Here is a 16,452-nt window from a genome sequence, read left to right as displayed (position 1 = left end):
CCAAATATGTATTTAACTAAGCATTATAACTTATACTTAAGTCTTGATTTCTTTGCATTGGATAAGTGCTAAACAAAAGCCCTGCTGCTTGCTGTGAGTATTCCGTTTTAATTTCACTATAGCGACTTAGTCTAATCATTTGCGTAAAATTATTTGTTTCTTTAGCCAAACTTTCCCTGGGGTTTGTTGAATAAACAAATGCTGATTCTAAATGGTCTAATTTTCTACTACTTTGCAAAAGTTTTCTATGTATTCCAACTTGCTCATTATGCGTTTTCTGATATTCATCTATTAAACCACCAGCATTCAAGCTATTAATACTACTTTCTAATTCTTCAACATCATTTAATAATGCAACAACGTCGCTATTTAGAGTTGCTCTAACTCCTACCAATGAGTCAAAGCTACTTTTTAATGTAGAAACATTACTTTCAAGTTGACTAATTTTAGATTGATATATTGCTATTAATTCATTTTTAATAAACTTAGTATCATCTTCTTGATACTGACCACTTGTTTCAGCCCACTTCTGTTTAATTTTAGGAAATAATTCACTTTTTTTAATAATTGGTTTGATCTTTTCAACTATATCAGTTTCATTCTGAGTTAGTATGTCTTCAATTAATTTTTGCTCAACTAATAGATTTTCTTTTCTTTCTAATTTAGCTTCACCTTTAACTCTAATTTCTTTTATTTGGCTGGCTACTTGCTTGTATGCAGACTGCTTTTGTTCTAGTTGTTCTGTCTTTTGTATTAACTGTTCTTTTAATTTTGGTAATTTATGTTGGTTCTCTTGGCAATACAACTTAACTAGTTCAGTTTTTTGTTCTAATTTAGTTTTAGTTTCAGCTAACATTAATTGTTTTTCATTCAACTGCTGCTCTTTTAATTTTATCTTACCTTCTAATTGATACATCGGCTCGTTTTTCAATTTTACAATTTCTGATTTATTGTGTTCAAGCTTGGATAACAGTAAAGTTTTTTCTTCTGATAGTTTACCAACCAATTTTCCATCTTTCAAAGTATCAACGTATTTTGATGTAATATGGTTTATTTTTTCAACTAATTCATCATATGTTTGCTGAATTAACTGATGGCTTTTATTGTTTTCTGGATCAAAGCTATCTTGACCAATTGCCTGTGCTTTACTTTTTATAAGTTTTTTTTGTTCTACTAAGCTGTCATACGTTATTTGATCTAACTCTACTTGCTCTAACTTGTGATCTAAAGAGCTGATTTTTTCTAATAATTCATCATTTTCAGAATTCAATAATTGAATCATTAGCCCAATATCTTCAACTGGTTTAATTGTCTTACTTTCTAACAGTTGTTTTTCTAATGATGCTCTAACTGTAGCGTCAATATCAGATATATTATGCTGAAGACTGTAAGCTTCTCTAGCTTTCTCTATTTTAGATATAGATGTTTCATATTGTATAATTTTCAACTCTAAATCTTCATACTTAGCGTGCATTGTTTGCTTATCATTATTGTATGATGCTTTTAACCTTATGTAGTTATCATCTTCAGTTAACTCATCACCAGGCTTAAGATTTTGCTCAATGTCTTTAATTTGATCTCTAACAGAATGTTTCATGAACTTAAATGACTGAACTAATTTTTCTTGTTCACTTTTTAGCAATAAAATATTTTGTTGAATTTCAGCAATTGCTTTTGAACTTTGTGGTAAAGCATCAAGTCTCCATTGTATATAAGATGCTTTTCTTAAAAAAATAGCTTTTTCAAGTTTTAGTTCGTTTAATTCATTTTCTAACTGAAGTGTTTCTTCACTCAAGTTACCTATTTTAGGTAAAAAATCTATAACTGATTGAAATGATTTTTTTGCTTCTATTTGACTGCTAATATTAATTTCAACACCACTTAACTGTGAGCGTAAAGTTAATAACTTTTCAGTTAGCTGTCCATTTTGTTCATCTAATTGACTTACTTGCTCTGTCATAAAGTCAGTCGATTTACTTATACTTTTGTGCAATGATGCATTGACTACATAAGAATTAGAGCTAGTGTCTGGATGTACTTTAATTGCATAAATCTGATCTTGGTGATAAACATTACTCCATTCTTTTTCAATAAATTGATGAGACTGTGGTGTAGCTGAATGCATTAATTGCAATTTCATTTGCTGTTCAGTTATTTGAGTATCCGTTAACTCTAAATTACTAAAAGACCTAACCTCTATATTAAATCCACTCTCTTTATTTAAACGTTCTTCAATCATACTAGCAAATCTTAAAGTAAAAGATCTTAAATTATCATCATAACTTATATCCCTTGCTATCATGCCAGCACCACAGCTTATGATATCAATGGACTTTAACTTATCCTTAACTTGAGGTTGAAACTCAGATATTTTGATTATTGCATTGATAAATAAATCAGCAAATTCTTTTGGAGATCTACCCGAAAATGTCCTAAGCCCTGAATGACCTAATATTGTTAAATTTTCAGGTAAGCTTCCATCATTTTCTCTAAATTGATTCAATAATTCATGACTGAAGAAATCATCTAAAGTTTGAATACTCTCATTTGAGTAATGAGCTGAAAACACAGACTTTCCATCAACTACAGCCTGATCATATCCAGAAAATATTAACATTGCAACACCCCTACTTAATAGGTTTAATCATTAAAGTTGATTTTATATATGTATGATTATTATATATTGATTTTTGCTATGATACTAGTAGTATATCCATCTGTATTAAATCGATGATTTACCTCTGTAAGCAACCATTTATTTGGAGTACTTTCTTTTAATCCTTTAATTACAATAGGTTGTCCTGCTCTTAAAAATAAATTTCCAGGCATAGTGAATGTTAAATTATCTGACTTATTTTGTTGTTCTGATAATATTTTTTTAGCAATTGCTAAAGCTTTTTCTTTTGACTCATAAACATAAGTTGCTCTATAAATAGGTTCATCACTACCTATTATCACCTCTTTTACCTCTGCTTGATCTAAATGATAATAAGATACAATTATACTATTATAATGATTACGCTTTTGAACCTTATAACAAATTGAATTTAACTCACTAACATTTAAACTCATTGATGTAATTGATTTATTAGATATTGTTTTTGCATCTTTTTCATAAAATAGTATACGCCGATAGGTTAGCTTAAAATCGCTTTTTTGTTCTCTTGATAATCGTCTTAAAAAAGCCAAATTACTTTCATTTATCTGTTCAATATGTTTAATATAATAATGGCCTAGTTGATCACTAACTGAATAATCTAGTTTATGCTCATTAGCAATTTGAACAATAATATCTTTTAAACGCATATTTGAAAACGAACGTGTTTTTTGACTGTGCATGGCCTGATAGTCTGAAGACTGATCAAATGAAATTGATGTCGCACTTATTTCTATTGTTGTAGGTACTTGACGATAGCAAACTTCATCAACTACAAAAGATCCAAATGAAACTAGTTGATTATGTTCAAATATTGAAATATTTAAGCTAACTCCTGTTGTAGGTAATGCCAATAAACCATTTTCATCTGTTAATATTAACTTAATTGTATCTGCCTTATCACCAATCACGTCATTAATCTGCATTGATATAAGGTGTGGTTTAATTTGATTGGTAATATTTTTGCCATTTGCTTTGATTTGATATTCAAACATTTTTACCATAACCTCAACGATATAAATTCATCTAAGGTAATATCTGGTAATTCAATAGCATGATTAGCTTTTAACTTTAAATCAGCATCACTTAAATTTCGATTTGCTTCTAATACTTTTACTAAATACCTTTCGCTTTTATAATGTTGATAGCAAATTTCATCTAACATATCACCATCTTTAGTAATATAAACTGCCATAATAATTTGTCCTTTTACTTATCTGAATCATAACGAATCAATGATAATGAATAACTCATTTTTACTTCATCTGTAATTTGTTCATTAATACTTTCTAATACCCAACGCCCATAAACCATACCATCTAATCCAACTAAAAATTGTGGTTTAGCACTAAGTGCAATATCATTTAATTGTTTAAGCGCATCAAATACATTCTGATAATGGGTAAAAACAATACCACGAATTGTTAATGTTTCTGATTCAATCCCAGTATGTTCTAATCTGGGTGCTTGATTAATCCTAGTATGCTTTACCCAACGCATTTTCAATGACTTATCTAGCTGACTATATGTAATTTGGTTAATATCAAAAACCACTTCACCAAATGTTAATGTTTTCATTTTTTAATATCCTCCATCAACATCAAATAAAGCAATCGCTTTTTGTGTCCCTGAAAATGCTGCAGATTCAATTAATTCTGTATTGTCATTTCTTCGTCCATCTAACGTAATATAATTTTTGACATCAATGACTTTTGTCGTATTCTGATGATTCTTAAAACTGCTATTTTGGGCATCGTTTTGATGATTATTTTCAATGATTTCATTGATTGGCATTATCTTATTTATATTTTGAACCTTATCATTATTTAGTGTAGTGAACTTTGTATTTTGGTTAAACATTTTAGACTGACTATTGTCATGATTATCTGATAGCGTTTGGTCAGAGTTCATGTCCCAACCTAAAAATGCTGCAATTGACTCAATACCTTTATATGCATAGGAAATAGCGTCAGACACCCACGAAATCATTGGTTTCATCCAGTTAATCGCATCTATAAAAGTTAATTTAATACCTTGCCATAATCGATGAAAAAAACCTAAGATAGGCTGCCAATACTGAATAATTAGCATTGCACCAAAGGCAATTGCTGTAACTGCCACACCAATTGGGTTTGCCTGTAATGCAATGGTTAATCCATTAACTGCAGCACTAACAATCGGAATCACACTACCTAAACTTTGAAATGCAGTAATTATCGTTGCAATAAATGCAGCAACTTTAAAGCCAACAAACCCAGCAATAACCGTTTTCCAACCGCCAATTAAATCAACGACATGATTAATAACACTAGCTAAAGTCGTTATCGCATTACCCATTGTATTAATTAACTCTTTAGCCTCAGGTAATTGACTAATCAACTGCTCTAGCCAATTACCTATTATTTCACTATGATCAATAACCCATGTATTAACTGCATCTAATACACTTGATAGATAAGGCATTACTTTTGATAGAATCGACAAAAGGGCTTCTGATTTTATTTGATTAAATTGATTTAATAATAAATTGTATGACTCAGTTAAAGGATTATGCAGCATCATTTGAGTTGATGGTGACTGATTTAAATTAATATTTGCGATTGCTTGTGAAAAATACGACTCAGTTTTGGAAAATGTTTTCTTAATGATATCATTTAATTGATTAGAATTTTTTATTTTATTAATCGATTCAAGTGGTGATTGAATAAAGTCCAAATTAATCGACTTGACTTTAACCCCCAATTGATCAAATGAATTTCCAAGCATTAATGTTGTATCTAGGATATTTTGATATTTATCGGAAATACGATCTAATAAGTTTATACTTGAGCCTAGATGGTTTAACCATTTGGTTTCTTTTAACATGATTGTATTCCTTTATGAATCCACTGTTTTGCTAAATTGAAATAGTAATTAACTTCAGAGATTGAAAGATCATATAACTCAGATAGTGGCCATGATGTTTGGGTTGCAATGACAAATAATTTTTCAGTGATTACTTTGGGGATGTAGCATCATCACTATAAATCACCTCTAATGCATTTTGTAATTTTTTATAGTCTTTCATTGGCATATCTTTAATACTTTCAATATCAATACTCGTTAAATTAGAAATCAAAGTAATTTCTTTAAACTCTACTTGTTTAATATTACTGATATTTAACAAATCTCTTGGTGTTGGCTCTCTTAATTCAACTAGTTTTGTTTTTATACCATTCAGTAAATTTACATCCTCATTTAAGATAATTTCCATCTGTCTATCTCCTTTCTAATTAATTGCTTTAATACTATCAGCTAATGAGTTTTCACCATTAATTTTACGGATATTATTCATTGGATCAATTTCAATAATATCTTCATTATCTTCACTTAAACGATAGTAATGTACACTCATTAAAACTGATGTTTCCCCCATATCTTCACTATTAAAAGTACCATGATCAATTTCTTTGATTAAACCGCGCATTTCAATAATGATTTGCTTAATTGTGCCATCAGCATTTTTAATTGCTGCTCTTAAGATTAAAGGTATTGAATTACCTAAACCTAATGCATTAATTGGTTTTATATGGACTCCTTTTAATTTAAAACTTGATTCCATTTTTTCAACTTTACCTAAATCAACTTCAATGATGCCTGAAATTCCAGCTGCTGAAAGTTCTGCTGTTTTTAATGTTATTTTGGGCAGTTGTACTTCTGATGCCTCCCCTAAATAACCATAACCATCAAGATAAACACCAAAATTTAATAAAATACGATCTCCTATCATCTATCACCTCCATTAAAATATTTCTTCTAAATAATCATCTGTTAGACGCGAGCGAAATGTAATACGTTCAGCTGGATAAACCGGTGTAAAATCAAAATCAAATATAATATGTCCATTTAATATCTCATTGTTGCTATTAACTGTTTCATCCACCCAACATTTACCGCCAATGATTCTTCCTTGTGCTATTAAAGTGCGTAGATAGTCATTAACACTCATTGTCACATCATCAATAAAAGTTTTTGTAATTCCACGATCAACTGCCCATTGGTGAGCATATAATAAGGACTCATTAATCATATCAGCTGTACGCCTAATACATAAAAATTGCCATTTTGGATCAGAAGATGTTGTTCGATTTCCCCATAAACGCCAACCATTTTGACGAATAATGACATTAATACGGTTTTCATTTAAAAGATTGGCTTTTGATTGTTCATAATAGCTATATTCAATTGCTCGTTGTGCGCCAACAACTCCATTTAATACATGGTTTGAAGGACTAAGGTGCCAGCCATATTGATGATCAACTTTAGCAATTAATCCAGCAATTAAACTACTACAAGGTACAACTGTTTTTATACCATTTTTTAAAATACAGATACTTGGATCAACAACATAAATTCTTGAATGATCAAAGTTTTGAATATATTCAATTGCATCACTATCAGTTGTTGATGGACTCTCAGCAATCACAATTGCTTTTAAGCGCTGTGCTATTGACTTTAATGCTTCTACTACTGCAACTTCGGAACTAAAACCAGGTGCAATTAGTAATTTTGGCTTAACACCTAGCTTACTTTCAGAATCCATCAATACGTTAATGCCAGTCCTTTTTTCATTCTCATCAACACCGCCAATCATATTTGCCATTTGCTCTTGTTGATTATCACTTTTTTCAACCCGTACAATAACAACAACTGCACCGATTTGATCATAGATTAAATTAACTGCATCAACTAAACTTCCAGATTTTCCTAGTTTTGCTGTATCTTTACGATTTGTAATTAATACAGGCTCATTAAGTGGAAATACCGTTTCATCTGCATCATCTGCTACTCCAATAAGACCAATAACAGAACTTCGCACAGTTTGAATAGGTCGAATACCATCGTCTGTTTCAATTATTTCAACACCATGAAAAAAACTATCTGACATAGAACTACCTCCTTTGAATAATTAATATGACTATACTTTATATAAAGTTTTGTTTTTGGCTAAAAAAACAAAAATTTTAATATTTATGCTGAAAACACTAATTGACCAATGAGTTTTTTATCAAAATTACATTGACTTAAGTTATCTTTTAGTCTCCTTAAACAAAGCACCAAATCACGATAATTTTCAACTTCACAATATAATTCATTCATTGCCATTAATGATGGTGGTATATAATCTTTTTTAATAATTGTTGGTTTGCTCGTAAATAGCGAGCAAGCGTTTAATATCATCAGGTACAGACTGATTAAGACAATGATCAATAGATTGACTAATCTCTTTTTCATCTTCAATAAATTGTTCATTTAAACTTTGCCTATACTTCATTGCCAACATGGCACTATTGACTGAGTCTCGCCAACTTTTTTCCATCTCTTTAATCTGTGTATTTGCCAAATCAAGTTGATACCATACAATGGCAAAACCTATAATAAATAAAGATAGAAAAACAAAAGATGCCACCATTACAATAATTGATTTAAACATTGATTTAGCTTTGTGTTTTTTGATAATAACACTCAAGATGTGATGCTGTTGAAGCATAACGTTGAATAATATCATCTATAATTTTTTGATCTAATTTGTATTTCTGCTTAATTTCAATCGGAAAAATATTTTGTTGGTTTTGAAGCTTTTCATATAAAATAACTAGCAGATTAAAAGTCGTAGGCTCAATATTTAATAATAATTGCTTAACTATTTCATGATCTTTTAGTTGTGTATACATCTCTAAAATTAATAAAACAACCAACTGTAGTAAATCAGAGTCAGTACTAAATAAGCTTTCTGTATCACCGACTGATTGATGTATTGTATATCGTAATTCTTCTCTTTTTGTTAATTTAGATTTAATTAGCTCATCATCTGTAAACTTCATGTTAACTTACTCCTTTTTTAACTAATCTTCTAGCACTTGTATATAGGGTAAATACCCCCATTTAGGATTATTTCTATCTAATGGAAAACGTCCAGCAACAGTACCTAATAAACAAAAATGAACCTCACCTGTTTCACTTTGTGCATATGGATGTGGTGTGGTATATGACGTATGATTTAATAATTTACTTGTGCCACATAACCCCCATTGATCACTAATATTTTCAAAATAACTACCACTTAAATGCCCACTAACTAGTTTTGCATAGCAAGCATTTGTTACCCAGGTATGATATTTAATCATTTGAAAAAATAAACGCCCTTTATCCTCTACAAAAATTTTTTTCCAAGTCATTTTAATGATATTGAATTCAGGTAGCGTATGTTGAATATTTTCTTTATTCATTGCCTTTAAAATTTCTTGCTCTTGTGAATCTCGATCTTGCCAAATAACATTTGTTTTGATTGTTTTAATCACTTCAAATGTAATATCACAATCATGAATGATTGAAAAATAATCTAAAATACCATCTGTTATTGTTCCAATTTGATTACGAGATAATCGCCAATAAGGAGATCAAGCGGCTTTCTCTCTTTGTAGTATTTCTGCTTGAAATTGATCTAATTGAGCTAATTTATCATCAATTACTTTACATTGACTTGCGACAGTTTCTGTTAATGTTGATGCCGCTATAATGACATCATTGACTGTTGACATGATATACCTCCTTATAATTTAACTTTAAAGAACACTACTTTTTAGGCCAAATATGCGCTATATGATGACTCATTAATTGAATAACCGATGCTGATAATTGGTAATAATCTTTTTTAGATACATAAGCTTGTGAATCAAAATCAATCGTCAATTGATCTGCATTAGCATACTTAAATTTAACTAAATAGTTACAAATTGAAGGTGACACTTCAAACTTAGGCTTATAAAATTCCGGTAAATTACCACAAGCTATAACTTCATTCTTATCATCAAATATGGCAATAAACTTAAGCCAAACATCTTCAACTGTCTCAGGAATTACACAACTAACTAAAATTTCATCACCACGAACATCAACTTGATTAATAGGCTGTTCAAAAATGACAGAAGATAAAGCATAATCATCACTTTGATTACTCACTGTAAAATTAGCTAACTGTAGTGTATTTTTATCAATTGAACTTAATGCTAATTTTTCTCTACCTGATTCAGTTAGTTTAATTTCATACATAATCTTTAATCTCCTTGAAGTAAAAAAGTATGTTCAATACTAAAAGATGCAAAAATAAAAATGGCTAAATTCAAATTATTATTTAGCTTTAAACAATAACTACTTTGTATATTTTTATGTTTTTTCACCATATGATTAACCACTTCTAAATTGACATGATCATGATTAGTTAAATCAATCGTTAAGCTAAAAGTATGTGCTTTTAGATCATCAGATTCATACCACTCATTAATACTTATTGGATAGCCTAAAGTGTCTAATGCATTTTTGAGTGCACCAAATGTGCCTTTTTGGCGATGTATTTCAATTGATTGTTTAATCATCAGACATTTCTTTGGCTCTAAAACTTGATGATATAATTCAAAATCTACTGATAATAATTGTGCTAAATAAACTAGAAATACATCTAAAGCTTCATCCGGATTAAATAGACTACGGATAAAGATCTCTTTTTGTGCTAACTGATTTAAAAATGCTGCAACTATTGATTGTTCTAATTTAGTTGCATTCGGTGGTAGTATCATTAAACTATTCATCACTTACCTCAATTTTAATTTCCCTACAATAAGGTGTTTCTCTATTTGAAGTATTAATTGACTCTACAGGTTGTATTAACTGATCAACATAGCTAACACCCTCTATGTTTAGTCGTGCATATATTTCAGATAAAGGGATTGATTGACCAATACGATGGCGTGTTTGTGTAAACAATTTGATATTATCTTTAAGTGTTTTAAGTACTAGCGATTGATTTGACTGTTTATCAAGTATAATCTTTGCCTCAATTGAATAATGTCGTGGCTTAACACTTGAAACAACTATTTTACACCCTAAAGGTTTCCGTTCTGGTGCAGATAAATAACTGGTTACCTTAGCAATTAATTCTTCAGATGCTCGACCACATTGATATTCACAACTTTGAATTAGTATAAATGCAATGCCTGGTTTATGGTTATCATCATAAGCTACAACATCGATTACTCTTGCATCAGATTCCATCGTTAATGCTTCATATGCACATTGACTGCCTGCAGTTGATGTTTTTTCTAATGCACTAATTACTCTCAATCTGAAACGATCATCTAACTCATCTTTTTCTCTAAAAACTGCTAATAAAGCTCCTAGATTATCCAAATCAGAACCTTTAGCTGATGAAATCAAAACCGATTTAACTGCATCATTAATTCTCATTTGATATAAGGTTAAGCCATATGCGCAAGACTGAAGTATTTTAACTGCGGGGTCAGAAGTAATATCTGCATCATACTCTGGTAGTCTCTTTTTAAAGTCGTTTAACAATAAATTATAATTATCTTCATAGTCGACTTTTTGAATTGCTGCAGGTAAAGGTAGTTTGGATAAGTCTATTTTTTTCATATTACAATACCCCAAAAATTATTTTTCTTTCCATTAGCTAAATAAATAAATTCAATATCTAATAGAATATGGTGTAAGCTATTTCGATTAACTTTAATTTGACTAACACGTACACGCTTCTCCCAAATAGAGATTGCTTCTAATGTTGCATTTAATATTTTTGCCAGTGTTATTTGATTAAACGGCTGATCAATCAAATTAAATAATTTAGAGCCATAATTTCTATTCATTACTCTTGAACCGATTGGTGTTGTTAAGATATCTTCAATGCTTTGTTTTACATGCTCAAAATCTTCAAGCATTTTATTTCCATATTTTGATATTCCATTCATTGCAATTTATCTTTTTAGTTGACTTGATTGTGATTATAAATTGTATTTTTAAGCATTTTTGGCTAATTTAATATATTATTTTGCAGATGAAGTTATGCCTCCACTATCACCGATATGGGTATGCATTTTCAGTGCTTTACCATCAGCAATAACATCACCTTGTGATACAATAATACTACCATTAATCGATAAATTGCCTTTTATTGAAATTTCAGGTACATCAATGTCAATTTGGTTTAACTTAATTTGTGCAGCATTAGATTTTATTTTAACTTCTTTTTCTGCAGCAATTTCAATTAAACCCGTAGCATTAACCGTTAATTTTTGCTTTTCATAATCATAACTAACTTCAGTACCATCTTTATAGCGATAATAATGTATAGAAGCGTTATTAGTCGGTTCATTATTAGCAAATAATGCCGGTAAAATAACGCCATTATTTAATTCACCACATGGGGAAAGTAACACCACTTGCTCGCCTTTTGATGGCGTCCACCAACTTTGGCAATCACCAGCTCTTTGAGTTAACCATTTCAACCAATCGCTCTCTAATTGCCCTATAACAACTTTAGCTCTAGTAGAGCTAAAATCAATTGATTGAATTCTTCCAATTCTAATCAGATTCGCCAAACGACGCTCTAATTCCCAAAGACGTTCTAATTCAGTCATATAAATACCCTTTTAATCTAAATGATCAAATAAATTCATTTGTTTAATTGGCTCTTTGACTTGGTCATAAGCTAGATGATTGTTTGTATTTTTATAACGATAAGCATAGCGAATTGTTCTTACAGATCGTTGTAAAACTAATGCAATTTCATCTTCTGTAAGTTCTTTTTCTAAAATACTAACAGCTTTTTGAGTAATTCTAAGACGATCATTCTCGGTTATCTCAATTGGTCTTAATCGCATACCACCAAGCTCAATAACTAGTTTTTTAAAAATAGACTCAGGTAATACTGCTGCTAAATTAGAACTCATTTTAAACTTAGATGGAATTAAAATACGATCAGTTCCCTTTTCTTGTAAATAATTACAAATATCTTTTGTATAGTGTTCTCCAACAACATTATTTAACATTTTATAGTGCATATTTCCCATTACATTATCTCCATATTATTTAAATTCCAGTGATATAAAAAATCATCTAATGCTTGTATATGTTGATATTTTTTTAGTATTTTTTCTTCATTTATCCCTAATTGCTCCATAATTATCTTTTCAAAAGGGTTATTTTTATCGATTGCATAATTATAAGCAATTGAGTTATCTATATTAAAATAATCAAAAAACATAACCATATCATGAAAATTATTTTTGATATTATTTACAATCATTATTACCACCTCCTATGATAATGACTTACTTATTTATTATTAATTTACTATTAAATAATTTATAAAATTGGCTTATTTGTCAGATTTAAAAATTAGTATGGTTAAATAAAAGTTAATCAATTTTCTTAATAAATAATCAATCATTTACAGCAATAATCAAATATATAATCTTAAATGATGTTTCACTGAAGCATTAAAAGTTGAAATAACATAAAGGAATTATTGTATAATGAACATACTCAATTGTCTTAAACCAATTTCATTGATCAGTTTAATTGCTTATTCAGCAATCACAACAAGTTATGCTCAATCTGTATTTGAACCACAGCAAGGCAAATTGCTATTTATAGGTCAGAATATTCCAGCAATTTTAGATTATAATCAAGTTTTAGGTAAAGATTATCCATTTGATGGCATCATGACTTATAGCTCTTATGCAAATATGGAAGATTTTTTTCCCCTAAGCTGTAATCAGCCACCATCAGGGTTTCAAATCAATGAAGCTTACCAATGTAGTAATGTACCAGGTTATAATTCAAGTTATACTTTTAGACGTGCAATACTTGGTTGGTCAGGCATAAATAGTAGTCTAAATGAAAGTAGACCTGTTATCAATAATCTAAAAACATCTCAAGCTGCAATACAACTTGCATTAAATTTAGGAAAAGATGCGGGTGAAGATGGTCAGTGGGTATTACCACAACTAGCAGAAAAGTGGGATCAATCTAGCCATGGAAAAGATATCAATCATATTGCTGATTCTACAATTGATGAACTTGCTAACTATATTCAATTAATTAACCGCCCTGTCTTTCTTCGTATAGGTTATGAAATCGATAATTATAATCCTGAACTTTATAATAAAGCCTATCAATATATTCATAGCCGTCTAAATTATGATCTTGGCCAAGTCACAGGTAATCCAAAAACATATAAAGTTGCCTATATTTTACACTTAGCAATGCCAGATATAAATCGATTGAAAAAGTTTGTAACAGCTAACAGTAGTAATAATAATTCACCTATTCCAATCGATGATATTGACTGGATTGGATTTTCTTATTTTCCATCAACTAATCAAGAAGCTAATGATATTAATCAATACTTAACTTCATTTTACCCTTATGTAATCAATACACTAAAAAAACCAATTATAATTGCGGAAGCTTCACCAAGGTTTCCACAAGACTATCCAGCAGATGGCACAGAAACAATGAATAGTTATTTTGCAACACTTGCACATGGTAGTAATCCTATTGGTTGGTTAGCTAAAGTTATGTATGACTACCCCAATATTAAAGCATTAAGTTATATCAACCAACTGTGGGGATACTATGGTTGGAAAAAAGCCAAAGATCAAATAAGTGATTTTTGGGGAGACAGTCGTGTTAATGCTTACTCACACAGTCCATCAGTACTGATTAATTGGCAAGCCTTTTATCGTAACCAAAATTTTATTAAGCCTGAAGAGCTATATAGTTTAATCCAATTTTACCCAAGTGCTAAAAAACAACTACAACCGTTAAAAGTTACACCTGGGTTTAATACAACGATCGCTTATTTATTACCTACTTTTGATATACATGGCGTGATACAATATCAATATGGAATCATTAAAATTGCTTCAAATGAAGAGGCAATTTTAGGTGATCAAAAATGCTATCTTAACCACGATATTGGTAGTTGTCAGTATATTAAACCAAAAGATGCTCAATTAGGTTATTACTTAATCAAATTAAATAAATCTACACGTGATCTCTCTACTTTAAGATCGTTAAAGGTTAGAATACAGTCTCAAAATCTAATGCATCATCAATTAGATAATGTTATTCCATGGACTTTAACCTTTTCATTTAACCTTAATTATGCTTATGGCATTAACTTAAATAATGCAGATAAAAATGAGTCTACTATTTCACCTAAAGCTAATCAACCTATCAATCCAATTGATACAAATACACAAAAATGTGATGTTGGGAACCCTCAAGGATGTACAACGTATTTTCCAACACTCTCAACAAATCAGTTTATTTTAGAGTCAAAAACAACTGATCCGAATACACATCAGCCAATTTATATCAATTGCCTGATTAAATTAGATTGGACAACCATTAATAACCATCAACTATTAATTGGATACCACCTTGAAAACCCTCAATCAGAAGGCTGTATCTCAGTACAAAACTCTACAGCTGGTAATCCATTTAATTTAACATTTGGCTATACTTGAATTTATATAATTAACCATATGAATATCAATAAATTATATTGAAAACAAAGTTTCTGTATTATTTTTTGTTATTGCCGCAAACTCTTCAAATGGAATATTTAAATGCTCTGCTAAAAATGATGCAACATAATAAACATATTCCGGGTAGTTTGGCTTACCTCTAAAAGGTACAGGCGTTAGATAAGGTGCATCTGTTTCAACTAAAATACGATCTAAAGGTATTTTTTTTGCAACTTCTTGCAAATCTTGAGCGTTTTTAAAGGTAACAATCCCTGAAAATGAAATATAAAAACCTAAATCAAGTGCCACTTTAGCTAACTCATAAGACTCTGTAAAGCAATGTAAAACACCTTTAACTGAATCGTTTGCATAAGTTTCTAGTATCTCAATGGTATCTTTATTAGCAGCTCGAGTATGAACAATAACAGGTTTATCAACAGATTTTGCTACTTTAAGGTGTGTGATAAAACGTGCCTTTTGATCTTCATAAGTATCTTCATTGTTATAATGATAATCCAAACCTGTCTCGCCAATTCCAACACATTTAGGATGTGATGATAAAGCAACTAAGCGTTCAAAATTAACTGATTCACCATCAAATTCACTTGGATGCTTACCCACTGTAAAATAAACGCCCTCATAACGCTCTGCAATCGATCGAATTTCTTCAACTTCTTCTAAATCAACTGCAATTGAGATAATTTTATTTACACCTTTAGAATAAGCATTTTCAATAATTTGATCTAATCCATTATCAGATTTTAAGCGATTTAAGTGGCAATGTGAGTCAATTAACATTTATTTTTTAATCCATTAAATATAATGATGTCTTGCTGCAGCAAAAATACCTGGAATATTACGTAAATATCCATGATAGTCTAAACCAAAACCAAAAACATACTCATCTGGAATCTCAAGACCAATAAAATCAGCTGACTTTAATCCTTCATGTTCCCGATTGGTTTTTTTATCCAACATCACTGCTGTGTGGACCCTTTTAGCACCTTGAGCTAAACAATGCTTTTTAATTTCAGCCAAAGTAATACCACCATCTAAAATATCATCTAATAAGACAACTTCACGATCTTCAATTTCTTTTGGTGGTCTTTGTATCCACTCAATTTGAGAACCAAAACAGGTATCATTATAACGTGTTGCATGAATATAATGCATTTTTAGTGGGAATTTTAGACGCTTTAAAACTTCTGCCGCCATCATAAAGCCACCATTCATCACACATAAAAATAATGGCTCTTTATCTTTTAAATTTAGTGTGATTGCTTCAGCCATTTGGTCAAAAGCTTGCATTAGTCGTGCTTCTGATACAATTTCTTTTGCATCACGTAATACTTCTTCAATAAACTCACTTGTTACAGGTGGCGTTGCTGTTGAAGTCATTTTTTTTCATACCTCACTTTTAAACTTTTG

At 30.2% G+C, this 16,452-nt stretch carries 22 protein-coding genes; 1 reads left to right on the top strand and 21 read right to left on the bottom strand.

The annotated features are described in order from the left end of the window. Positions 1–16 precede the first annotated feature (16 nt). From KFE69_06890 to KFE69_06800, 19 genes are all read right to left on the bottom strand, one after another. Positions 17–2,617, bottom strand: coding sequence for a hypothetical protein (locus tag KFE69_06890; protein ID UTW43809.1), 2,601 nt, complete (start codon positions 2,615–2,617; stop codon positions 17–19). 59 nt (positions 2,618–2,676) lie between these two features. Further along, positions 2,677–3,651, bottom strand: coding sequence for a hypothetical protein (locus tag KFE69_06885; protein UTW43808.1), 975 nt, complete (start codon positions 3,649–3,651; stop codon positions 2,677–2,679). 2 nt (positions 3,652–3,653) lie between these two features. After that, the gene (locus KFE69_06880) at positions 3,654–3,851 is read right to left on the bottom strand and encodes a tail protein X (protein UTW43807.1); all 198 of its coding nucleotides are present in this window, start codon (positions 3,849–3,851) and stop codon (positions 3,654–3,656) included. A 14-nt stretch (positions 3,852–3,865) separates the two neighbouring features. Further along, complete coding sequence (locus KFE69_06875; GenBank protein UTW43806.1) at positions 3,866–4,234, bottom strand: phage tail protein; 369 nt, start codon at positions 4,232–4,234, stop codon at positions 3,866–3,868. A 3-nt stretch (positions 4,235–4,237) separates the two neighbouring features. Continuing rightward, positions 4,238–5,521, bottom strand: a complete 1,284-nt coding sequence (locus tag KFE69_06870; protein ID UTW43805.1) for a hypothetical protein — start codon at positions 5,519–5,521, stop codon at positions 4,238–4,240. A gap of 130 nt (positions 5,522–5,651) precedes the next feature. Next, positions 5,652–5,909 carry a phage tail assembly protein gene (locus tag KFE69_06865; protein ID UTW43804.1) on the bottom strand — a complete coding sequence of 86 codons (258 nt, stop codon included), beginning with the start codon at positions 5,907–5,909 and terminating at the stop codon, positions 5,652–5,654. Between the two features lie 15 nt (positions 5,910–5,924). After that, positions 5,925–6,425, bottom strand: a complete 501-nt coding sequence (locus KFE69_06860; GenBank protein ID UTW43803.1) for a phage major tail tube protein — start codon at positions 6,423–6,425, stop codon at positions 5,925–5,927. A gap of 12 nt (positions 6,426–6,437) precedes the next feature. Continuing rightward, on the bottom strand, positions 6,438–7,583 hold the full coding sequence (locus KFE69_06855) for a phage tail sheath subtilisin-like domain-containing protein (GenBank protein ID UTW43802.1): 1,146 nt from the start codon (positions 7,581–7,583) through the stop codon (positions 6,438–6,440). A 243-nt stretch (positions 7,584–7,826) separates the two neighbouring features. After that, entirely contained in the window at positions 7,827–8,129 is a 303-nt protein-coding gene (locus KFE69_06850) for a hypothetical protein (GenBank protein ID UTW43801.1), read from the bottom strand. 4 nt (positions 8,130–8,133) lie between these two features. After that, on the bottom strand, positions 8,134–8,520 hold the full coding sequence (locus KFE69_06845; GenBank protein UTW43800.1) for a hypothetical protein: 387 nt from the start codon (positions 8,518–8,520) through the stop codon (positions 8,134–8,136). A 21-nt stretch (positions 8,521–8,541) separates the two neighbouring features. After that, positions 8,542–8,997, bottom strand: a complete 456-nt coding sequence (locus tag KFE69_06840) for a hypothetical protein (GenBank protein UTW43799.1) — start codon at positions 8,995–8,997, stop codon at positions 8,542–8,544. Between the two features lie 99 nt (positions 8,998–9,096). Continuing rightward, the gene (locus tag KFE69_06835; GenBank protein ID UTW43798.1) at positions 9,097–9,237 is read right to left on the bottom strand and encodes a hypothetical protein; all 141 of its coding nucleotides are present in this window, start codon (positions 9,235–9,237) and stop codon (positions 9,097–9,099) included. A 34-nt stretch (positions 9,238–9,271) separates the two neighbouring features. Continuing rightward, complete coding sequence (locus tag KFE69_06830) at positions 9,272–9,748, bottom strand: phage tail protein (GenBank protein ID UTW43797.1); 477 nt, start codon at positions 9,746–9,748, stop codon at positions 9,272–9,274. A gap of 5 nt (positions 9,749–9,753) precedes the next feature. Next, positions 9,754–10,284: a phage tail protein I gene (locus KFE69_06825; protein UTW43796.1), complete on the bottom strand. Its 531-nt coding sequence runs from the start codon at positions 10,282–10,284 to the stop codon at positions 9,754–9,756. Continuing rightward, positions 10,277–11,125: a baseplate J/gp47 family protein gene (locus tag KFE69_06820; protein ID UTW43795.1), complete on the bottom strand. Its 849-nt coding sequence runs from the start codon at positions 11,123–11,125 to the stop codon at positions 10,277–10,279. Before KFE69_06820 ends, KFE69_06825 begins: the two co-directional genes overlap by 8 nt. Further along, positions 11,122–11,457, bottom strand: coding sequence for a GPW/gp25 family protein (locus KFE69_06815; GenBank protein ID UTW43794.1), 336 nt, complete (start codon positions 11,455–11,457; stop codon positions 11,122–11,124). Before KFE69_06815 ends, KFE69_06820 begins: the two co-directional genes overlap by 4 nt. Before the next feature lie 75 nt (positions 11,458–11,532). Further along, positions 11,533–12,126 carry a phage baseplate assembly protein V gene (locus KFE69_06810; protein UTW43793.1) on the bottom strand — a complete coding sequence of 198 codons (594 nt, stop codon included), beginning with the start codon at positions 12,124–12,126 and terminating at the stop codon, positions 11,533–11,535. Positions 12,127–12,138: 12 nt separating this feature from the next. Continuing rightward, positions 12,139–12,558 carry a hypothetical protein gene (locus KFE69_06805; GenBank protein ID UTW43792.1) on the bottom strand — a complete coding sequence of 140 codons (420 nt, stop codon included), beginning with the start codon at positions 12,556–12,558 and terminating at the stop codon, positions 12,139–12,141. Further along, positions 12,558–12,794, bottom strand: a complete 237-nt coding sequence (locus KFE69_06800; GenBank protein ID UTW43791.1) for a hypothetical protein — start codon at positions 12,792–12,794, stop codon at positions 12,558–12,560. The genes KFE69_06805 and KFE69_06800 overlap by 1 nt, the downstream gene beginning before the upstream one ends. A gap of 229 nt (positions 12,795–13,023) precedes the next feature. Between KFE69_06800 and KFE69_06795 the strand changes: the two genes are divergently transcribed. Next, the gene (locus KFE69_06795; GenBank protein UTW43790.1) at positions 13,024–15,024 is read left to right on the top strand and encodes a glycosyl hydrolase 53 family protein; all 2,001 of its coding nucleotides are present in this window, start codon (positions 13,024–13,026) and stop codon (positions 15,022–15,024) included. A gap of 33 nt (positions 15,025–15,057) precedes the next feature. On the opposite strand, the gene KFE69_06790 is transcribed toward KFE69_06795, so the two are convergent. Both KFE69_06790 and KFE69_06785 read right to left on the bottom strand, forming a co-directional pair. Continuing rightward, positions 15,058–15,822 carry a TatD family hydrolase gene (locus KFE69_06790; GenBank protein ID UTW43789.1) on the bottom strand — a complete coding sequence of 255 codons (765 nt, stop codon included), beginning with the start codon at positions 15,820–15,822 and terminating at the stop codon, positions 15,058–15,060. A gap of 15 nt (positions 15,823–15,837) precedes the next feature. Next, on the bottom strand, positions 15,838–16,422 hold the full coding sequence (locus tag KFE69_06785; protein UTW43788.1) for a hypoxanthine-guanine phosphoribosyltransferase: 585 nt from the start codon (positions 16,420–16,422) through the stop codon (positions 15,838–15,840). Positions 16,423–16,452 lie beyond the last annotated feature (30 nt).

The organism is bacterium SCSIO 12844 (assembly GCA_024397935.1).
Classification (GTDB): Bacteria; Pseudomonadota; Gammaproteobacteria; order Francisellales; family Francisellaceae; genus M0027.
The sequence above is the reverse complement of the archived record's forward strand: the minus strand, read 5'-3'. Positions and strand labels throughout refer to the sequence as shown.

Bases quoted from the DNA above. Each gene is read 5' to 3' on its own strand.
- KFE69_06885 (UTW43808.1), bottom strand. From the start codon at position 3,651: ATGTTTGAATATCAAATCAAAGCAAATGGCAAAAATATTACCAATCAA.
- KFE69_06860 (UTW43803.1), bottom strand. From the start codon at position 6,425: ATGATAGGAGATCGTATTTTATTAAATTTTGGTGTTTATCTTGATGGT.
- KFE69_06845 (UTW43800.1), bottom strand. From the start codon at position 8,520: ATGAAGTTTACAGATGATGAGCTAATTAAATCTAAATTAACAAAAAGA.
- KFE69_06810 (UTW43793.1), bottom strand. From the start codon at position 12,126: ATGACTGAATTAGAACGTCTTTGGGAATTAGAGCGTCGTTTGGCGAAT.
- KFE69_06825 (UTW43796.1), bottom strand. From the start codon at position 10,284: ATGAATAGTTTAATGATACTACCACCGAATGCAACTAAATTAGAACAA.
- KFE69_06890 (UTW43809.1), bottom strand. From the start codon at position 2,617: ATGTTAATATTTTCTGGATATGATCAGGCTGTAGTTGATGGAAAGTCT.
- KFE69_06795 (UTW43790.1), top strand. From the start codon at position 13,024: ATGAACATACTCAATTGTCTTAAACCAATTTCATTGATCAGTTTAATT.
- KFE69_06870 (UTW43805.1), bottom strand. From the start codon at position 5,521: ATGTTAAAAGAAACCAAATGGTTAAACCATCTAGGCTCAAGTATAAAC.
- KFE69_06835 (UTW43798.1), bottom strand. From the start codon at position 9,237: ATGTCAACAGTCAATGATGTCATTATAGCGGCATCAACATTAACAGAA.
- KFE69_06800 (UTW43791.1), bottom strand. From the start codon at position 12,794: ATGATTGTAAATAATATCAAAAATAATTTTCATGATATGGTTATGTTT.
- KFE69_06785 (UTW43788.1), bottom strand. From the start codon at position 16,422: ATGACTTCAACAGCAACGCCACCTGTAACAAGTGAGTTTATTGAAGAA.
- KFE69_06790 (UTW43789.1), bottom strand. From the start codon at position 15,822: ATGTTAATTGACTCACATTGCCACTTAAATCGCTTAAAATCTGATAAT.
- KFE69_06830 (UTW43797.1), bottom strand. From the start codon at position 9,748: ATGTATGAAATTAAACTAACTGAATCAGGTAGAGAAAAATTAGCATTA.
- KFE69_06820 (UTW43795.1), bottom strand. From the start codon at position 11,125: ATGAAAAAAATAGACTTATCCAAACTACCTTTACCTGCAGCAATTCAA.
- KFE69_06880 (UTW43807.1), bottom strand. From the start codon at position 3,851: ATGGCAGTTTATATTACTAAAGATGGTGATATGTTAGATGAAATTTGC.
- KFE69_06815 (UTW43794.1), bottom strand. From the start codon at position 11,457: ATGAATGGAATATCAAAATATGGAAATAAAATGCTTGAAGATTTTGAG.
- KFE69_06865 (UTW43804.1), bottom strand. From the start codon at position 5,909: ATGGAAATTATCTTAAATGAGGATGTAAATTTACTGAATGGTATAAAA.
- KFE69_06805 (UTW43792.1), bottom strand. From the start codon at position 12,558: ATGGGAAATATGCACTATAAAATGTTAAATAATGTTGTTGGAGAACAC.
- KFE69_06875 (UTW43806.1), bottom strand. From the start codon at position 4,234: ATGAAAACATTAACATTTGGTGAAGTGGTTTTTGATATTAACCAAATT.
- KFE69_06850 (UTW43801.1), bottom strand. From the start codon at position 8,129: ATGTTTAAATCAATTATTGTAATGGTGGCATCTTTTGTTTTTCTATCT.
- KFE69_06855 (UTW43802.1), bottom strand. From the start codon at position 7,583: ATGTCAGATAGTTTTTTTCATGGTGTTGAAATAATTGAAACAGACGAT.